The organism is Streptomyces sp. NPDC016677 (genome assembly GCF_055562815.1).
The window spans coordinates 55,558-73,429 of sequence record NZ_JBVHEO010000001.1 but is presented as its reverse complement, the minus strand read 5'-3'; the positions used below and the strand labels follow the sequence as shown (position 1 = coordinate 73,429).

The 17,872-nt window shown below is 74.3% G+C and carries 13 protein-coding genes and 1 other RNA gene; 4 read left to right on the top strand and 10 right to left on the bottom strand.

Annotated features, from left to right (window positions below; all coding sequences use genetic code 11):
* Positions 1-143 precede the first annotated feature (143 nt).
* Positions 144-1,109, bottom strand: a complete 966-nt coding sequence (locus ACZ3IG_RS00265) for a LysR family transcriptional regulator (RefSeq protein WP_467427609.1) — start codon at positions 1,107-1,109, stop codon at positions 144-146.
* An 84-nt stretch (positions 1,110-1,193) separates the two neighbouring features.
* Between ACZ3IG_RS00265 and ACZ3IG_RS00260 the strand changes: the two genes are divergently transcribed.
* The gene (locus ACZ3IG_RS00260) at positions 1,194-2,531 is read left to right on the top strand and encodes an MFS transporter (protein ID WP_467427608.1); all 1,338 of its coding nucleotides are present in this window, start codon (positions 1,194-1,196) and stop codon (positions 2,529-2,531) included.
* Positions 2,532-2,668: 137 nt separating this feature from the next.
* Entirely contained in the window at positions 2,669-3,634 is a 966-nt protein-coding gene (locus ACZ3IG_RS00255) for a LacI family DNA-binding transcriptional regulator (protein WP_467427607.1), read from the top strand.
* Positions 3,635-3,705: 71 nt separating this feature from the next.
* On the opposite strand, the gene ssrA is transcribed toward ACZ3IG_RS00255, so the two are convergent.
* From ssrA to ftsE, 5 genes are all read right to left on the bottom strand, one after another.
* Positions 3,706-4,106, bottom strand: a transfer-messenger RNA (tmRNA) gene (gene ssrA / locus ACZ3IG_RS00250).
* Positions 4,107-4,196: 90 nt separating this feature from the next.
* Positions 4,197-4,739: an SsrA-binding protein SmpB gene (gene smpB, locus ACZ3IG_RS00245; protein ID WP_251074993.1), complete on the bottom strand. Its 543-nt coding sequence runs from the start codon at positions 4,737-4,739 to the stop codon at positions 4,197-4,199.
* A gap of 74 nt (positions 4,740-4,813) precedes the next feature.
* Entirely contained in the window at positions 4,814-6,025 is a 1,212-nt protein-coding gene (locus tag ACZ3IG_RS00240) for a S41 family peptidase (RefSeq protein ID WP_467427605.1), read from the bottom strand.
* Between the two features lie 68 nt (positions 6,026-6,093).
* Positions 6,094-7,011 carry a permease-like cell division protein FtsX gene (ftsX, locus tag ACZ3IG_RS00235; RefSeq protein ID WP_215166899.1) on the bottom strand — a complete coding sequence of 306 codons (918 nt, stop codon included), beginning with the start codon at positions 7,009-7,011 and terminating at the stop codon, positions 6,094-6,096.
* Positions 7,012-7,063: 52 nt separating this feature from the next.
* Positions 7,064-7,753 carry a cell division ATP-binding protein FtsE gene (ftsE, locus tag ACZ3IG_RS00230; RefSeq protein WP_215166898.1) on the bottom strand — a complete coding sequence of 230 codons (690 nt, stop codon included), beginning with the start codon at positions 7,751-7,753 and terminating at the stop codon, positions 7,064-7,066.
* A gap of 280 nt (positions 7,754-8,033) precedes the next feature.
* Here ftsE and ACZ3IG_RS00225 point away from each other — a divergent pair, with 280 nt between their 5' ends.
* The gene (locus ACZ3IG_RS00225) at positions 8,034-8,234 is read left to right on the top strand and encodes a hypothetical protein (RefSeq protein WP_467427603.1); all 201 of its coding nucleotides are present in this window, start codon (positions 8,034-8,036) and stop codon (positions 8,232-8,234) included.
* 105 nt (positions 8,235-8,339) lie between these two features.
* On the opposite strand, the gene ACZ3IG_RS00220 is transcribed toward ACZ3IG_RS00225, so the two are convergent.
* The 4 genes from ACZ3IG_RS00220 to ACZ3IG_RS00205 form a co-directional block, all read right to left on the bottom strand.
* The gene (locus ACZ3IG_RS00220; RefSeq protein ID WP_467427601.1) at positions 8,340-8,975 is read right to left on the bottom strand and encodes a hypothetical protein; all 636 of its coding nucleotides are present in this window, start codon (positions 8,973-8,975) and stop codon (positions 8,340-8,342) included.
* Positions 8,976-9,296: 321 nt separating this feature from the next.
* A complete protein-coding gene (gene prfB / locus ACZ3IG_RS00215) occupies positions 9,297-10,403 on the bottom strand; it encodes a peptide chain release factor 2 (RefSeq protein ID WP_467427599.1) in 1,107 nt (368 codons plus the stop codon).
* 72 nt (positions 10,404-10,475) lie between these two features.
* Positions 10,476-11,744: a serine/threonine-protein kinase gene (locus tag ACZ3IG_RS00210; RefSeq protein ID WP_467427597.1), complete on the bottom strand. Its 1,269-nt coding sequence runs from the start codon at positions 11,742-11,744 to the stop codon at positions 10,476-10,478.
* A 132-nt stretch (positions 11,745-11,876) separates the two neighbouring features.
* Positions 11,877-13,571: a serine/threonine-protein kinase gene (locus tag ACZ3IG_RS00205; protein WP_467427595.1), complete on the bottom strand. Its 1,695-nt coding sequence runs from the start codon at positions 13,569-13,571 to the stop codon at positions 11,877-11,879.
* Between the two features lie 445 nt (positions 13,572-14,016).
* On the opposite strand from ACZ3IG_RS00205, the gene ACZ3IG_RS00200 reads away from it, so the two are divergent.
* Positions 14,017-17,682 carry an FHA domain-containing protein gene (locus ACZ3IG_RS00200; protein ID WP_467429127.1) on the top strand — a complete coding sequence of 1,222 codons (3,666 nt, stop codon included), beginning with the start codon at positions 14,017-14,019 and terminating at the stop codon, positions 17,680-17,682.
* The last annotated feature ends 190 nt before the right edge of the window (positions 17,683-17,872 follow it).

The window sequence follows — 17,872 nt, the reverse complement described above, 5'->3', positions numbered from 1 at the left end:
CTCCGAGCACCCGTCGAGCGAACCCGGCCCCCACCAGGTTCGAGCGCCCCCATTACCACACAGTGCTCGGGGGACGAATGTAGCGCACCGACGCACGGTGTGTCGGCCAGGTGCCCATCTGTTAAGACAGGATCACACGTCCGTCAAGACGTCATCACGTCCGCGTCATCGGCTGGAATCCATCCCTCGGCAGGCCGCCGCAGCCACCCCTCCTGGGCCGCGACCCGGTCCGCGGCCCGCCGCAGCGCCCCCAGCGCCGGGTGGACCAGCCCCTTTCGCCAGACCAGGGAGACCGGCGACAGCGGCACCGGATCGACCAGTGGCCGCACCACCGCCGCGGGCATGGCCGGAAACTCCGTCACGGCGAGGACCGGATGCCGCGTCTTCGCCATCAGCCGCTCGAACTCCTCCTCCCCCACCGCCAGCGGAGCCGGCGGCGCCATCGCGATGCCGCGCCCCTCGAAGAGCCGGCGCGCGAGGTCGGTCCACTCCGGCGTACGGTCGTTGCCCGCGCCGGCGTACACGGTCTCCCCGGCCAGCGCGGCCAGCGGCACCTCGGGCAGCGGGGCCAGCGGATGGTCCTCGGGCAGGATGACGGCCATCGGCTCGTACCGCACCGGCTGCTGCTCCAGGTCCGCCCGCAGCGCCGGTGCCAGACCGGCGAACCGTCCGAAGGAGGCGTCCAGGCGCCCGGCCGCCATCTCGGCGACCGCCCAGGTCAGCCCGCTCTCGTAGCGGGCCATCAGCTCCAGCTCGGGGACGAGTGTCCGGGCCCGGTGCAGCACCCGGCGTCCGGTGCCGAGCCCCGGCGAGTTGAGGTCCACCAGCAGCGGGCGGACCTGTCCGAAAGCGGCCAGCAACTCGTCCTGCGCCTGGAGCGCGCGGCGCGCGTACGGCAGCAGCCGCGCACCGTCGGCCGTCAGCGTCACCTGCCGCGTGGAGCGGACGAACAGCTCGGCGCCCAGCTCGCGTTCGAGGCGCCGCACATCGCGGCTGAGCGCCTGCTGGGCGACGTACAGCCGGTGCGCGGCACGCGTGAAGTGCAGTTCCTCGGCGACGGCGACGAAGGCGCGCAGGAGGCGGGGGTCGAGATGGCTCGGCACGGGCATCCGGAGAATTTACAACAGGAGTGCGTGAATCGGGACCCAGCAGGTGTTGGACCCCGCCTCCGGCCACGGGCGACGGTAAGGCCCATGCCGCACCACACCTCTCCCCGCCGCCGCCCCCGCGACCGTCCCGCGGTCACCATGACCGTCACCGCCGACACCCTGGTCACCGCCGACTTCCGCCCCCGCGCCCGCCCACAGCGCCGGGACCGCCCGCCCGGCCCCTACCGCCGGCTGCTCGCCGTCCCCGGCGCGCGGGCGTTCACGGCCGGCAATCTCGTCGCCCGCCTGCCGCAGGGCATGTTCAGCGTGAGCGCGGTCGTCATGATCTCCGGGACCCGGGGTTCGTACGCCCTGGCCGGCGCGGTCGTCGCCTCCGGGCTGGCCGTGACCACGGTGGTCGCCCCGCTGCTCGCCCGGCTCGTCGACCGGCACGGCCAGGCCCGGGTGGCCGTGCCCGCCACCCTGATCGCCGTTCTCGGCGCCCTCGCCCTGGCGCTCTGCGTCCGCCGGGGCGCACCGGACTGGACCCTGTTCGCCGCGCAGATCGCCACCGCCACCACCCCCAACACCGGCGGCATGGCCCGCGCCCGCTGGAACCACCTGCTGCGCGGCGACCCCGCCGCCCTGCACACCGCCAACTCCTTCGAACAGGCCGCCGACGAGCTGTGCTACATGCTCGGCCCGGTGGTGGCGGCCTTCCTGTGCACGGCGTTCTTCCCGGAGGCGGGCACGCTCGTCGCCGCGACGCTGCTGATGACCGGCATCCTGCTGTTCACCGCCCAGCGCGCCACCGAGCCGCCCGCCCGTCCCGGCGCGTCCGCCGGCAAGGCCCCGCTGCGCGCCCCCGGCATCCCGCCGCTGCTGGCCGTGTGCCTGGCGACGGGCGCGGTGTTCGGCGCGCTGGAGGTGGTCACGATCGCGTTCGCGGACGCGCGGGGGCACGGTGCGGCGGCCGGTGCGGTGCTGGCGCTGCAGGCGGGCGGGTCGTGCGTGGCCGGGCTGCTGTTCGGGACGCTGAGACCGGCCGGACCCGCCGCGTCCCGGCTGGTCCGGTGTGTCGCGGCGATGACCGCCCTGATGACGCTGCCCCTGCTCGCGGCGGCCGGCACCGGTTCGCTGCCGCTGCTGGCCGGGGCCCTGCTGCTGGCCGGCATGGCGACCGCCCCGACGATGGTCACCACGATGACGCTGGTCCAGCGGCGCACCCCCGAGGGCCGCCTCAACGAGGGCATGACCCTGGCGGTGACCGGCCTGCTCGGCGGCATCGCCTGCGGCAGCGCGGTCGGCGGCTGGACGGTGGAGCACGTCTCGCCCACGGCCGGGTACGGCGTCCCGGTCACCGCGGCGGCGGTGGCCCTGCTGCTGGCCCTGACGGCAGCGGCCCGCACCCGTACACCCCGGCCCGGCGCACCGGCCCCGTGAGCCCCGCCCCGCGCGCCTCCCCCCGCGTCGCGCCCGGCCCATTGACGCCTTCGCCCACCGCGCCTACCTTCCTCCGTCCGACCGTTTCCGGAGGAGCCGACCATGCCGATCACGCCGCCCGCGCCGGGCACCGGCTGATGGCCAGGATCACCGACGTGGCGCGACGCGCCGGCGTCTCCCCCAGCACCGTCTCCTACGCCCTCAGCGGCAAGCGCCCGATCTCCGCTCAGACCCGGCGGCGCGTCGAGGCGGCCGTCCGCGAACTGGGCTACCGTCCGCACGCCGGTTCCCCGACCGGCGTGCTGGGGCTGCTGCTCCCGCTGCGCGGCGGGGCGTGGGAGCCGGCGGCGATGGGCTGCGCGATGTCGGTGGTCACCGCCGCCCGCGCCCACGGTCACGACGTACTGCTGATCACCGGGGAGAAGGGCGAACGCTCCCCGCACCGCGCGGTCGAGGCGCTGATCGTGACGGAGGTGGGGCTGCGCGATCCCCGGCTGCCGTCGCTGCGCGGCCGGCCCGCCGTGCTGGTCGGGGTGCCCGCCGAGCCCGAGGGGCTGACCTGCGTCGACCTCGACTTCCGGGCAGCCGGTGAACGGTGCGTCGCACGGCTGGCGGAGCTGGGGCACCGGGTGGTGGCGCTGGTCGGCGGCCCGCCCGGGGTGTACGCCCGGCACACCGCGTCCGCCCACCGGGTGGTACGGGGCTTCACGGCCGCCGCCCGCCGTGCCGGACTGGTCCCGTCCGTGCACCCGAGCGCCGCCGCGCCGGACACCGCCCGGGACACGGCCGAACGGCTGCTGCGCCTGCGCCCGGCGCCCACCGCCGTCGTCGTCCACAACGATCCGCTGCTGGCACCCCTGCTCGACGCCTTCGACCGCCTCGGCCGCCGGGTCCCCGGTGATCTGTCCGTCGTGGCGGTCTGCCCGGACGACGTGGCCCTCGCGGCCCGGCCCCCGGTCACCTCGGTCACCGTGCCGTCCGCCGAGCTGGGCAGCCGGGCCGTGGACCTGGCGGTACGGGCCCTCGCCGGCCCCGCCGCTCCCGGCGTGCACCTGCTGCCGCCGCGCCTGACCGACCGCGCGAGCACGGCACCCCCGGCATGACGGCCCCCGGCGCGACCGCATGACGAAGGCCCCGCCGCTCGGAAGCGACGGGGCCTTCGCCCACATGGGAACTGTGGAGATGGCGGGAATCGAACCCGCGTCCAACGGTGCGGAACCAGGGCTTCTCCGTGTGCAGTCCGCTTCGATTTTCTCGGCCCCGGAGATCACGCGGACAAGTCTCCGACGGGCCCAGTCACTGTGTGGTTTCCCTCTTCACCCCGTGACCGGGATCAAGGTTTAGTCCCCTAGCTGATGCCAGGATCCGGGTCGGGAACAGCCCCGGGCTGACACTCCCTTTAGTAGGAGGCTCGCTCTGCTACCTGAGATCAGGCAGCGAGGGCGAAGGCCTGCTGGGAGGAATCGCGCTTGGTGTTGGCGATTATTTTTTTCGGCCTGTGGTTTACGAGATCATGGCCGCTTCCTCGACACGCTTCCCCTGCTTCGACAGCCGCTGTCGAAACCGATCATCCCCATGTTGATTTTTCAAACCACCGCACCGGCGAGCGACGCGAGTGCCATCGTACGTGACCAACGCACGACCGTGCCAGCTTGTTCCTGGGGCTCAGCCCCGCTCCCGGCGCTTGATCGCCGAGATCGTCCGCTCCGCCTCCCGCCGGTCCTGCTTCTCCCGCAGCGTCTGGCGCTTGTCGTACTCCTTCTTGCCGCGCGCGAGCGCGATCTCGGCCTTGGCCCGGCCGTCCTTGAAGTACAGGGCGAGGGGGACGATCGTGTGCCCGGTCTCCTGGGACTTGGCCTCCAGCTTGTCGATCTCCTCCCGGTGCAGCAGCAGCTTGCGCTTGCGGCGCGCGGAGTGGTTGGTCCAGCTGCCCTGGTGGTACTCGGGGATGTGGGCGTTGTGCAGCCACGCCTCGCCCCCGTCGATCTGGACGAACCCGTCGGCCAGCGAGGTGCGTCCCTCGCGCAGCGACTTGACCTCGGTGCCGGTGAGCACCATCCCGGCCTCGTAGGTGTCGATGATCGCGTAGTCGTGCCGGGCCTTCTTGTTCTGGGCGACGATCTTGCGCTTGCCGCCCTTCTCGCCGTCCCGGGCCTTGCCGCCGCCCCCGCCGCCCTGCTTGGGCTGGGACTCCTTCGGTACGTACATTCCCTTGCTCATAGTGCGCCCATTTTCGCACTACGGAGGGGGGCCGGGGAAAGCCGATTACGCGGCCCGCGCGGTCACCGCCCCAGTCCGCCCAGCAGCGTCGCCGCCCGGTCCACGGCGGTGGGCCGGGCCGGGTCGATCTCCAGGTCGGGGGTGATGCCGGTGCCGTCGACGCCGCGGCCGGAGGGGGTGCGGTAGTGGCCGACGGTCAGTTCGGCCACCGAGCCGTCGGGGAGCCGGCTCGGCATCTGGACCGAGCCCTTGCCGAAGGTACGGGAGCCCACGACGACCGCCCGGCCGCGGTCCTGGAGGGCCCCGGCGAGGAGTTCGGCGGCGCTCATCGTGCCACCGTCGACGAGCGCGACCAGGGGGCTGGAGGTGTCGCCGCCGCCCTCGGCGTGCAGGGCGCGCTGGTCGCCGTCGACGTCGTACGTGGCGACCAGGCCGCCGTCGAGGAAGGCGGAGGCCGCGGTGACCGCCTCGGCGACCAGTCCGCCGGAGTTGCCGCGCAGGTCGAGGACGACCCCGGCACCGGCCGGGGTGTCGCGGACGGCGGCGCGGACCTGGTCGCCGGCGCCCTTGGTGAAGGAGGCGATCCTGACGACGCTCGCGCCGCTCGCCAGCCGGCGCACGGTCACCGGCTGGGTGCTCAGCCTGGCCCGGCGTACCGTCTCGGTCCACGCGCGCGTGCCGCGCTGGAGGCCGAGCCGCACGGTGGTGCCGGCGGGCGCGTCGGTGGCGTCGCCGCGCAGCAGGGAGACGACCTCGGTGACGGGACGTCCGTCGACCTCCTCGCCGTCGACGCTGCGCAGCCGGTCGCCCGCGCGGACGCCGGCGCGGGCCGCGGGCGAGCCGGACCGCACCTTCGTCACCTCGATGGCACCGTCGCGCCCACGCCGCGCGGAGAGCCCGACGCCGGTGTACCGGCCGTCCAGGGCCTGCGCCAACTCCTCGTACTCGCCCCGGGAGTAGACCGCGCCCCAGCGGTCGCCGCTGCGGCTGACCGCGCGCTCGGCGGCCTCCACGGGGGACGTGCCGTCGGCCATCGCCTCGGCCGCCGCCCGCGCCACCTCCCGGCGCGAAACAGCGGAAGCAGCGGCATCGGCGGCGTCGGCCGAGCCGCCGGCCCCCGCGGCCGTACGGGCCGCCTCGGCCGCCGCGTTCGGGTCGGCCTCGGGCAGCGAGCCGGTGGCCGCGCCGGCCGCGAGGACACCGGCGAACACCAACGTCAGGGTGGCCCCGCGGCGGAGGCGGCGGGGCGGGCACAACCGGTCACGACCTGACATGCCGGTGAGTGTAGGACACGGCAAGAGGGCCGCACGGGAGCTTGCCCGTGCGGCCCTCTTGGCATGTGTCACACCTTCAGATACTTGCGCAGCGCGAAGAACGCGGCCAACGCCGGCATCAGCACACTGGCCGCGATGATGAGCGGCAGCTTGGTCAGTACGGCGTCCCAGCCCACGAAGTTGATGAGGGTCAGCTTGTTGGACAGGGCCATGCCGTGGTCGATCGTGAAGTACCGGCCCACGACGAGGAACACGCACGCCAGGGCGCCGCCGATGGCGCCGGCGACGGCGGCCTCCATGATGAACGGGGCCTGGATGTAGAAGCCGGAGGCGCCGACCAGCCGCATGATGCCGGTCTCGCGGCGGCGGCTGAAGGCGGAGACGCGCACCGTGTTGACGATCAGCAGCAGGGCCACGACCAGCATGAGCACCATGACGCCGAGCGCCGCCCGGTTCATCAGGTTCAGCAGCTCGAAGAGGTTGTCCAGGATGCCCTTCTGGTCCTGCACGGACTGCACGCCGTCCCGCCCGTCGAAGGCGGTGGCGATCACCTGGTACTTCTCCGGGTCCTTCAGCTTGATGCGGTACGACTCCTGCATCTGGTCCGGCGTCAGGGAACTGGCCAGCGGGGAGTCGCCGAACTGCTCCTTGTAGTGCTTGTACGCCTCGTCCTGTGACTCGTACGTCACGTCCTGGACGACCGACATCTCGTCGAGGTCGGCGAGGATCTGCTTCTTCTGGTCCTCGGTCACCGCGCCCTTGGCGCAGTTGGGGTCGGACTCGGCGTCGCTCTTGTTGCAGAGGAAGACGGAGACGTTGACCTTGTCGTACCAGTAGCCCTTCATGGTGTTGACCTGGTCGCTCATCAGCAGCGAACCGCCGAACAGGGCCAGCGAGAGGGCGACGGAGACGATGACCGCGAAGGTCATCGTCAGGTTGCGGCGGAGACCTACACCGATCTCCGAGAGGACGAACTGGGCGCGCATGGCGTCTGGTTAAGCCTTTCCGTGGATGCCGGGCGTGCTGCGTGTCTGAGCCCTAGTGCTGGTAGCCGTAGACACCGCGCGCCTGGTCGCGGACGAGGCGCCCCTTCTCCAGCTCGATGACGCGCTTGCGCATCTGGTCCACGATGTTCTGGTCGTGCGTCGCCATGATCACGGTGGTGCCCGTCCGGTTGATGCGGTCGAGCAGCTTCATGATGCCGACGGAGGTCTGCGGGTCGAGGTTGCCGGTCGGCTCGTCGGCGATGAGCAGCTTGGGCCGGTTGACGAACGCCCGCGCGATGGCCACGCGCTGCTGCTCACCACCGGACAGTTCGCCCGGCATGCGGTCCTCCTTGCCGCCGAGCCCGACGAGGTCGAGCACCTGGGGCACGGACTTGCGGATCTCGCCGCGGGACTTGCCGATGACCTCCTGGGCGAAGGCCACGTTCTCGCCGACCGTCTTGTTGGGGAGCAGGCGGAAGTCCTGGAAGACCGTCCCCAGCTGGCGCCGCATGTGCGGCACCTTCCAGTTGGACAGGCGGGCCAGGTCCTTGCCCAGGACGTGCACCTGGCCGTGGCTCGCCCGCTCCTCGCGCAGGACCAGCCGCAGGAAGGTGGACTTACCGGAGCCGGAGGACCCCACCAGGAAGACGAACTCGCCCTTCTCCACTTCCAGGGAGACGTCCCTGAGGGCGGGGCGGTTCTGTTTGGGGTAGGCCTTGGAGACGTTGTCGAATCGGATCACGGGTGCACCACGGGTCGCCGGGGGTAGATGAGCGTGACCATACGCGAAGTGGGTATGGGACCGCAGTCACCGGTCGGGGTTGCGTCATGGTTGCGCGTTATGTCCGCGTTACCCGCGCGGGACGCGGGCGTGATCCGGGCGGGGCTCCGGGTCGGGCCCGTACACCGTCCCCGGCGGGACCGCGCGCAGCGACGCGCGGAACCTGGCACAGTGGAAGGGAACGTTCGCGGTGGCGCGGGCGTTGTGTACAGGTGGACACCGGTGCGAGGAGGGCGAGCGCATGACGTACGACCGGTTGGTGTGCGCGAACTGCGCGGCGCCCGTGAGCGAGGGCCGCTGCCCGGTGTGCCGGGCGAACCGCGAGCGGCTCCAGCAGGAGAGCTTCTTCGGCGGGCTGAACGGCCTGAGCCCGACGGCGCTGATCGCGCTGCTCGCGGTGCTGGTGGCGGCGGTGGCCCTGCTGGCCCACCAGACCGCCTGACAGAAGCGTGGACAACGGCCGAGGGGCCCGGAGCGCCGTACGTACGCTCCGGGCCCCTCGGCCGTGATGTGTCGCGTACGGCGTCCCGTACGCGGACGGTCACCGTCAGGCAGCGGCGCCCCGGCCGGCCGCCAGGCGCGGCAGGAAGCGGAAGCCGATGCCTCCGGCGATCATCGTGGCGGCACCGATGATCAGGAAGGTGGTCTCGGCGGCACCGGTCTCGGCGAGCTCCTCGCCGTTGCCCTGGGCCGAGGTCTGGGCGGTGGTGTCCGCGCCGGTGTCGGTCAGGGAGGAGGTACCGGCGCCCTGGGCGGAGGAGCCGCCGTCGGGGTTGGTGTTGTCGGTACCGGTGTTGCCGTTGCCGGCGTTCCCGTTGCCGTTCCCGTTCCCGTTGCCGCCGCCGTTGCCCGTGCCCTCGCTCGGGTCGTCACTGGGCTCGACCGGGTCGGTGGTGCCCGGGTCGGTCGGTCCCTCGGTGGGGTCCTCGGTGGGCGGCTCCTCGGTCGGAGGCTCCTCGGTGGGCGGCTGCTCCGTCGAGGGGTCCTCGCTGGGGATCTCGGTCGGAGGCGTGTCGCTCGGGGTCGGGGTCGGCTCCGGCGTCTCGTCGCCGCACAGGACGCCGAGGATGCAGTCCTCGGCCTCCGTCGCCGAGGCGGCACCCGCAGCGGTCAGCGAGGCGCCGAAGGCGATGACGGCACCGGCCGCGACCCGTGCGACACGGACCCGCGTCTTCTTGGTCATATGGTTGCTACCCCCAGTAGCTGAATCGTCAGTGTGGCGGCGTCTCGGGGCCGTGATCGACGGGAGTAGCTGCTCTGTGAAGCCCCCCGGTTCACATGCGCCCCAGAAACACGCATGCCGCGCATCACCTTTCCCATTTTTAAAGGCAACGTCAAGGCCGTTGCGTACACGATGTCCCGGTACGAGGGGTATGCCGGATACAAAGACTGTGAGTGTGATGTAAAAGCCGGACATCGGCCACGAAGGAAAGGCAACTGCCGCCACGAGGGCTTCAGTTGCCTTGTCGACAAAGCGGCGTACGCGCGACGCCGTTCCTTCCCGTTACTTCTCCTGCTGCTTGCGCCAGCGAATTCCGGCCTCCAGGAAGCCCTGGATCTCCCCGTTGAACACGGCCTCGGGGTTGCCCACCTCGTACTCGGTGCGCAGGTCCTTGACCATCTGGTAGGGGTGCAGCACGTACGAACGCATCTGGTTGCCCCAGGAGTTGCCGCCGTCACCCTTGAGCGCGTCCATCTTGGCCTGCTCCTCCTGGCGGCGCCGCTCAAGCAGCTTGGCCTGGAGGACGTTCATCGCGGTGGCCTTGTTCTGGATCTGCGACCGCTCGTTCTGGCAGGAGACCACGATGCCGGTGGGCAGGTGGGTGAGGCGCACCGCCGAGTCGGTGGTGTTGACGCCCTGGCCGCCGGGGCCGGAGGAACGGTAGACGTCGACCCGCAGTTCGGACTCGTCGATCTCGATGTGGTCGGTCTGCTCGACCACCGGCAGGATCTCGACGCCCGCGAACGAGGTCTGGCGGCGGCCCTGGTTGTCGAAGGGCGAGATCCGCACCAGCCGGTGCGTGCCCTGCTCGACGGAGAGCGTCCCGTAGGCGTACGGCACCTGCACGGCGAAGGTGGTCGACTTGATGCCGGCCTCCTCCGCGTACGACGTCTCGTAGATCTCGGTCTTGTAGCCGTGCTGCTCGGCCCAGCGCAGGTACATCCGCTGGAGCTTCTCGGCGAAGTCCGCGGCGTCCACGCCGCCCGCCTCGGCGCGGATGTTGACCAGCGCCTCACGGGAGTCGTACTCGCCGGAGAGCAGCGTGCGGACCTCCATCTCGTCGAGGGCCTTGCGGACGGAGGCCAGCTCCGTCTCGGCCTCGGCGCGGGTGTCCGGGTCGTCCTCCTCCTCGGCCATCTCGAAGAGGACCGCGAGGTCGTCGATCCGGCCGCGCAGCGCCTCCGCCTTCCTGACCTCGGCCTGGAGGTGGGAGAGCTTGCTGGTGATCTTCTGCGCCTCGTCCGGGTTGTCCCACAGGGACGGCGCGGCCGCCTGCTCCTCGAGCACGGCGATGTCTGCCCTCATCTTGTCGAGGTCCAGGACGGCCTCGATCGACTCCATGGTCGAGGAGAGGGACTTCAGCTCTTCGGATACATCGACGACTGCCACGCCTCCAGCGTAACGGCTCCGCCGGGCGGCCCACGCCGGACCGTACGGGCGCCGCCGCGCCGGGCGGCACGCCTAGGGCGCCGCCGGTGCCGAGTTCCGGGTGTCCTTCGTGTCCTGGGGGCCCGTGCCGGAGTCGTCGCCGGCGGTGGCCAGCCAGGTGCCGACGCCGATGGCCGCCAGCAGCGCCACGGCGCCCGCGCCGACCGCGGCCCGGCGCCGGCGGGCGGCGGCCCGGTTGCGCGCCGAGCCGGGGCGGCGGGCGCCCGGCGCGCGCGGGGCGCGGGCGGTGCCGTGGGCCGGGCCGGCCAGCTCGTCGGGGGCGGGGACGCGCATGGAGGTGTGGGTGTCCCGGTTGGAGCCGGCGGGCTTGGCACCGGGCACCAGCGGGACCGCGCCGCGCCGCCGGACCTCGTCGCCGTCCCGTCCCGGCCCGGTCCCGGCGGACGGCTCCCGGTCGGCGTCGGCCGCGTCCTCCGGCTGCTCCCCGCCGGACTCGTCCACGTCGAGCGGGGACATGCCGGCCAGCATCGGCAGCAGCTCGCGCAGCCGGGCGCCCAGCTCGGAGGCGCGCAGCCGGGAGGCCGGCGCCTTGGCCAGGCACTGCACCAGGAGCTGCCACAGCTCGTCGGGGATGCCGGGCAGCGGGACGACGGTCTCGGTGACGTGGCGGCGCAGTACGGCGCCGGGGTGGCCGCCGCCGAACGGCGTGAACCCGGCCAGCAGCTCGTACAGGACCGTGGCCAGGGCGTAGATGTCGACCGAGGCGCGCGGCGGGAGGCCCTCGACGATCTCCGGGGCGAGGTAGTCGGGGGTGCCGATGATCTTCGTGGCGCGGGTGCGGCGCGGGGTGTCGATGAGCTTGGCCACACCGAAGTCGGTGAGCAGCGCGCGGTGCGAGCCGCCGGGGCCGAGCGGGCCCTGCATGTCGAGGAGGACGTTCTCCGGTTTCACGTCGCGGTGCACGACCCCGGCGGCGTGCGCGGCGGCCAGTCCGTCGGCGACGTCGGCGGTGATCGCCACCGCGGCCTCGGGGGGCAGCCGCCGCTCGCGGTCCAGCCGGGTGCGCAGGTCGGTGCCGCGGACCAGGTCCATGACGAGGGCGAGGTCGTTGCCGTCGACGACCAGGTCGCGCACGGAGACGACGTGCGGGTGCTCCAGGCCGAGCAGGGCGGTGCGCTCCTGCACGAAGCGGCCGACCAGCTCCTGGTCGGACGCGAGGTCCTCGCGCAGCAGCTTGATCGCGACGGGTCCCTCGGGGCCCTCGCCCAGCCACACCGTGCCGGCGCTGCCCCGACCGAGGATCTGGTGGGCGGTGTACCGGCTGCCGATCTTCCGTGCCAAGACTGCTCCTACCGACGCGTGTTGCCGACAAAGCTACGCGTCCGCGGAGCCGGCCTTCACCTCCGAGCCGGAAAACACCCGTGGGATGTCGACAAATCGCCGAACCCGCCGTTCAGCGGGCGGAACGTCCGGTCAGCCGGTGCCGCCGGAGCCGCCGCCCAGGTCCCCGATCCAGTCGGTGGCGGTGCCGACCCAGTCGGTGAGCTGCTCCCAGTAGCCCTTGCCCGTGCCGATCCACTCCTGGAGCGGGCTCAGCTCCCAGATCAGCCAGCCGGCCACGAACAGCACGACGATCGTGACCAGGCAGCCCTTGAGGCAGCCGAGGCCGGGGATGCGCATCGGGTTGGCGCTGCGCTGCCGGGGCTCGCGCCGGGGGCGCTGCGGCTCGGGCGCGGGCGGCGGGGCGTACCGCTGCGGCGCGGGCTGCGGGGGCGGCGCGGGCTGCGGCGGCTGGGGGGTGGCGTACCGGCGCTGCGGCTGCTGCGGCTGGCGGCCGTAGCCCTGCGGGGGCTGCTGGGGCTGCTGGGGCTGGCGGCGGGGCTCCTGCGGGGGGCGGGCGACCTGGCGCTGGGGGCGCCGGCGCAGCGGGTCCTCGTTCGGGTCGAGGTACTGCACCTGCGTCTGCTCGTTGCGGTCGCGGGCGGCGCGCAGCTGGTTCTGCCAGGGGTGCGGGTCGTCGGGGTTCTGTCCCTGGGGGGACTGGCCCGGCGGTACGGGCGGCATGACGGCCGTCGGATCGGCCGCGCCGGCGGGGCCGCCGGTGTGCGGGAGCACGGCGGTGGGGTCGGCGGCGCCGGCCGGGCCGGTGTGCGGCAGGACGCTGGTGGCGCCGTCGGGGTCGTACGCGCCGCCCGGGTTCTGCGGGAGCACCTGCGTCGGGTCGGCGGCGCCGGGGGTGTCCGGGACGGAGGCGGGCGCCGGGTCGGGGACGAGGAGCGCGCCGACGTTCTCGGCGGCGCCGATCTGCGCGGAGTTCGCGTGCACGCCGATGCCCTCGGCGACGACGCGCAGGCCGCGCGCCAGGTTCTCGGCGCTGGGGCGTTCGTCGGGGTTCTTGCGCAGGCAGCGCTCGATGACCGTCCACAGGGGGTCGGGGACGGTGGACGGGCGGCGCGGCTCGGCGCTCAGGTGCTGGTGCAGTACTTCGAGCGCGGAGCCGCCGGAGAACGGCGGGCGGCCGGTGACCAGCTCGTACAGCAGGATGCCGGCGCCGTAGATGTCGACGGCGGAGGTCTGCGGGCGGCCCTCGGCGGACTCCGGCGCGATGTACGCGGGCGTGCCGACGAACTCGTGGGTGCGGGTGAGACCGGGCGAGTCCGCGAGGCGGGCGATGCCGAAGTCGGTCAGCATCGGGTGCATCTGGCCGCCGTCCTGCTTGAGCAGCACGTTGGCCGGCTTCAGGTCGCGGTGGACGACGCCGTCGGCGTGGCTGGCGGCGAGCGCGTCGGCGATCTGGGCGGTGAGCAGGGCCGCGGCGACGGGGCTGAAGGGGCCGTTCTCCCGCAGGTAGCGGTGCAGGTCGGGGCCGTCGACGAGGTCCATGACCAGGGCCAGGAGATCGCCCTCGACGACCAGGTCGCGGACCCGCACGATGTTGGGGTGGGTGAGCCGGAGCAGGACGGAGCGCTCCCGCAGGAAGCGCATCACGACATCGGCGTCGTTCGCGAGCTCCTCCTTGAGGACCTTGATCGCGACGGTCTCGCCGGGCTGTCCGGGCACGGCCGCCTCGGCGCCCGCGGTCTCCCTCTGGCGGGCACGCCAGACGGTGCCGGTGGCACCGCGTCCGAGCGGCTCCTCCAGGAGGTACTTGCTGCCTACCGGCCGCACGTCATGCGCTCCCTGTTGCTTGCTGGCTGTTCCGACCCACTGTCCGGACCACTGTAGTGCCGAGGAGTACAGCACCGGGCTGTCGTTCGGCTGTGCTGCTTCCGGAAGCCGTCCGGAACATGCCGGAAGATGTTCGAGGGAAAGACGCGGGACCTGCTCCCCCGGTTGCCGGACGCGAACGTGACCGATCTCAAGCGCTATTCAAACGATCATCTTGAGATCACTGGTCAGGCATTTTTAAGGGCAGAGCCGACCAATCAAGATCATTTGACAGCCGGGAGCGGGCGCGTTGTCAGTGGCAGGTGCGAGGATGCGTGCAGTACTGGCCGACGTGCGCGTGCGGCGGGTGGGGGAAGTCCGTGGTGACATCCGTGGTGGGGGACCGCGGGGCGGCTTCGTCCCCCCGGCTGCGCGGGCGCCCGCGCAGAAGGGACCGCTGACGGCGATGCAGATCCGGCTGACCGTCGTAGACCCGCTGGGCCCGTCCTCCCCCACGGCGCCCGGCCTTCCCGCGCGCTGCGACGTGCTGGTCACGGCACCCGCCGGCACCGCCCTCGCCACGGTGGCGCCGGCGCTGGCCTCGGCGGTCCCGGGCGCGGACGGCACCGGTTCGTCCGGTGCGGGCTCCGGTTCCGGCTCCGGGCCGGTGGTGCTGTACGCCGGTGAGCGCCGCCTGGACGCCCAGCGCTGCACCCTGGGCGAGCCGCCGCTGGTCGACGGCGCGGTGCTGTTCCTCGGCGCCCCCGGCGACCCCGAGCCGCACCCCGAGTCGGCCGGCGCCCCGGCCCAGCTCCACGTGGTCGCGGGCCCCGACGCGGGCGGCGTCCATCTGCTGCACGGCGGACAGATCCGCATCGGGCGCTCCGCCGACGCCGACGTGCCGCTCGACGACCCGGACGTCTCCCGGACCCACTGCGCGGTGACCGTCGCCGCCGACGGCCGGGTCGCGGTCGCCGACCTCGGCTCCACCAACGGCACCACCCTGGACGGCACACGCGTGGGCGACCGCGCGGTGCGCTTCCCGGCGGGGGCGCTGCTGCGGATCGGCGAGTCGGCCCTGCGGCTGGCGCCCGCGCCGGTGACGGCGGCACGGGTGGAGACGGCACCCGACGGGGAGGGGTGCGTACGGGTGCGGGTGCGGGCCGGAGGGGGTGGCGGGGCCGGTGAGGCGCTCGGGGGAACTGGGGTTCAGGGAGCTTCCGGCGGTACTCAGCCGACTCCCGGCGGCATGTATGCGACGGGCGGCGGGAGGGGCGCGGGCGGCGGGGGCGCGGGCAGCAGTGGCGCTACCGGCGGTGGCGTGGCCGGCGGCGGCGCGGCCGGAGGCGGCCCGGCAGGTGGCGGCGCGACCGGAGGCGGCCCGGCCGACGAGAACCACGCCGCGGACGCGCACGCGCGCGTGGCCGACGCGGCGGACGCGGTGGACACGCGCGGGGGCGACGGTACGGCGGACGGGCCGGACCGGCCCACCGGGTACACGCACGGCACGCACGGCACGATGGGCTTCGACGGACCCGGGCACCGGCGACCGGAACACGGACCCGGGCACCGGGGACAGGAACAGGGACAGAAACAGGGGCAGAAACCGGGCCACCGTGCCGCCGAGCCCCTGATCCCCGAGCAGGGCGGCGCCCCGCGCGCCGAGAGCCAGAGCGGCGACGCCCCGGCCCCCGCGGCCGTGCGGGCCGACACCTCCGGCGTCACCCACGGGGGACGGTCGGGCGTCGGCCCCCACGACACCGCCTTCGCGGACGAGGCCGGCAGCGGCCGCAAGGGAACGCCGCTGCGCGGCACCGACGTACCGCCGGGCGTGCGGCGGCGCGGCGGGCTCACGGCCTGGGCACGGCGGCTGACCGGCGGACGCGGTGAACCGGCCCCCGGGACCGGACCGTACGACCCACCGCCGGCCGGCCTGCCCGCCGTACCGTCCCCCGCGCCCGCCCCCGCGCCGGAGACCTGGCCGGACCCCGCCGCCCTGCTGCTGACGGCGCTGGGACCGGGCCCCCGGCTGTGGGAGCGCGGGCCGGGGCACCCGGAGGCGCTCACCGTGCGGCTGGGCACGGCCGACCGGGTGGCCCCGGGCGGCGCGGCCCCGCTGCCCGCGGTGCCGGTGACCGCCGGGCTGCGCGAGGCCGGGGCGCTCGGGCTGGCCGGACCGCGCGAGCGGCTGGCCGGGCTCGCCCGCGCGGTGCTGGCCCAGCTCGCCGCGCTGCACTCCCCCGACGCGCTGGAGATCGTGCTGATCAGCGCGGATCGCGGGCGTCCGCTGCCGCGGCGCACCGCGGAGTGGTCCTGGCTGGGCTGGCTGCCCCATCTGCGTCCGGGCCACGGCCAGGACTGCCGCCTGCTGCTCGCCTTCGACCACGACCAGGCCGCGGCCCGCGCCCAGGAGCTGGTGCGCCGCCTGGAGGACCAGCTGACGGACACCCGTACCGGCGCCCGCGCGGCGGCCCGCGCCCCGCACCCCGCGCCCGACGGGGACCGGCGCCCCGCCTGGGCCCACCCGGACGACGGCGAGGCTTTCGCCACCGGCGTCCCCGGCCCGTTCACCGTGGTCGTCGTGGACGGCGGCCTCCCCAGCGCGGACGTGCACGAGGCGGTGGAGCGGCTCGCCCTGGAGGGGCCGCGGGCCGGCATCCATGTGGTGTGCCTGGCGGAGACGCCCGCCGCGTCCCCCGCCTCGCCGGTGACGCGGACGTACGAGGCGGCCTGCGCGGTGTCGCCGGTGTTCCGGCGCTGCGGGGCCGTCGCGCTGCTCAGCGGGGACGTGGCGACGACCCTGCGGCTGCTGCGCGTCGCCCCCGAGGGCGCGGCCCCGGCCGGCCCGGTCGGCCACGGCACCCTGGCCACGGTCGACGCGGTCTCCCTGCCGTGGGCGGAGCGGTTCGCGCGGGCCCTGGCCCCTCTGCGCCCCGAGGGCGGCTCGGGCGAACGGCACGCGCGCGTGTCGGCACCGCTCCCCCAGGCCGCCCGCCTCCTCGACGAACTGGGCCTCGCCCGCGCCACCCCGGCGTCCCTGATGGCCCGCTGGGCCGACGCGGCCGACGACCCCCGGTCCCTCGGCGGCCGGGCGCACGGCGTGCTGGGCGCCGGACCGCGCGGCCCGGTCGCCGTGGACCTCGCGGCCGACGGACCGCACCTGCTGATCGAGGGACCGCCCGGCAGCGGCCGTACGGAGCTGCTGCGGGCCCTGGTCGCCTCGCTGGCCTCCGCCGAGCGCCCCGACCGCCTCGGCGTCGTGCTGATGGACGGCAGGGACGGCACCGGCACGGACAAGGGCCCCGGCGAGGGCCTGCGGGTCTGCACGGACGTACCCCATGTGACCACCCACCTCACCGCCAACGACCCCCTGCGGATGCGGGAGTTCGCCCAGTCGTTGAGCGCCGAGCTGAAGCGGCGCGCGGAGTTGCTCGGCCGGTCCCACTTCACGGAGTGGCACACCGGCCGTGAGGTGTCCGGCCGGATGGTCGCCCAGCGGACCGCGACGTCCCGGAGCACGGGTACGTCCGGCGCGGGCGCGGCCGACCTCGACACACCGCCCAGCACGACGATCCGGCTCCGCCCGGCCGCGTCCCGCCGGCCGGCCGAACCGGCGCCGCCGCTGCCCCGCCTGGTCGTGGTCGTCGACGACCTGGACGCGCTGGTCACGCCCTCGCTGGGGTCGCCCGGCCGGCCCGCGGCGGGGTCGGTGATGCGGGCGCTGGAGGCGGTCGCGCGGGAGGGCGAGCGGCTCGGCGTGCACCTGGTGGCCGCGACCGGCCCCGGCGGCCGTACGGCCCAGACGGAACCGGCGCTGCGCGCCACGCTCCGCGTGACCCTCGACGCCCCCGTCCCCGGCCCGGACGAACCGGCCCCCGGACGCGGCCACTTGACGTGCCCGGACGGCCGTACCGTCGCCTTCCAGGGCGGCCGGGTCACCGGCCGCATCCCCCGCACGGCGACCCTGCGCCCCACGGTCGTCCCCCTGGACTGGCACCGCATGGGCGACCCCCCGGCCCGCCGCCCCGTCCGCGAACTGGGCAACGGCCCCACCGACTTGGCCCTGCTCGCCAGCGCGCTGGAACGGGCGGCCCGGGAGGTGTCGGCGGCACAGGTGCCGTCGCTGCTGTAGGCCTTGCCTGCCCGGTCGCGCCGCGGCCCCGGCCGCACCCGGTCACACCGCGGCTCCGGCCGACCCCGGCCGTCCTGTCCGCACCGGACGCTCCGAAAGCCCCGAGCGCCCCGCACAGTCACGACGCGGTCACGATCTCCCGCCCGGCGTGGGACGCGCTCTTGCCGCCCTCACCCCCCTGGCGTACACC

Bases quoted from the DNA above. Each gene is read 5' to 3' on its own strand.
- ACZ3IG_RS00265 (WP_467427609.1), bottom strand. From the start codon at position 1,109: ATGCCCGTGCCGAGCCATCTCGACCCCCGCCTCCTGCGCGCCTTCGTC.
- ACZ3IG_RS00260 (WP_467427608.1), top strand. From the start codon at position 1,194: ATGCCGCACCACACCTCTCCCCGCCGCCGCCCCCGCGACCGTCCCGCG.
- ACZ3IG_RS00255 (WP_467427607.1), top strand. From the start codon at position 2,669: ATGGCCAGGATCACCGACGTGGCGCGACGCGCCGGCGTCTCCCCCAGC.
- smpB (WP_251074993.1), bottom strand. From the start codon at position 4,739: ATGTACGTACCGAAGGAGTCCCAGCCCAAGCAGGGCGGCGGGGGCGGC.
- ACZ3IG_RS00240 (WP_467427605.1), bottom strand. From the start codon at position 6,025: ATGTCAGGTCGTGACCGGTTGTGCCCGCCCCGCCGCCTCCGCCGCGGG.
- ftsX (WP_215166899.1), bottom strand. From the start codon at position 7,011: ATGCGCGCCCAGTTCGTCCTCTCGGAGATCGGTGTAGGTCTCCGCCGC.
- ACZ3IG_RS00225 (WP_467427603.1), top strand. From the start codon at position 8,034: ATGACGTACGACCGGTTGGTGTGCGCGAACTGCGCGGCGCCCGTGAGC.
- ACZ3IG_RS00220 (WP_467427601.1), bottom strand. From the start codon at position 8,975: ATGACCAAGAAGACGCGGGTCCGTGTCGCACGGGTCGCGGCCGGTGCC.
- ACZ3IG_RS00200 (WP_467429127.1), top strand. From the start codon at position 14,017: ATGCAGATCCGGCTGACCGTCGTAGACCCGCTGGGCCCGTCCTCCCCC.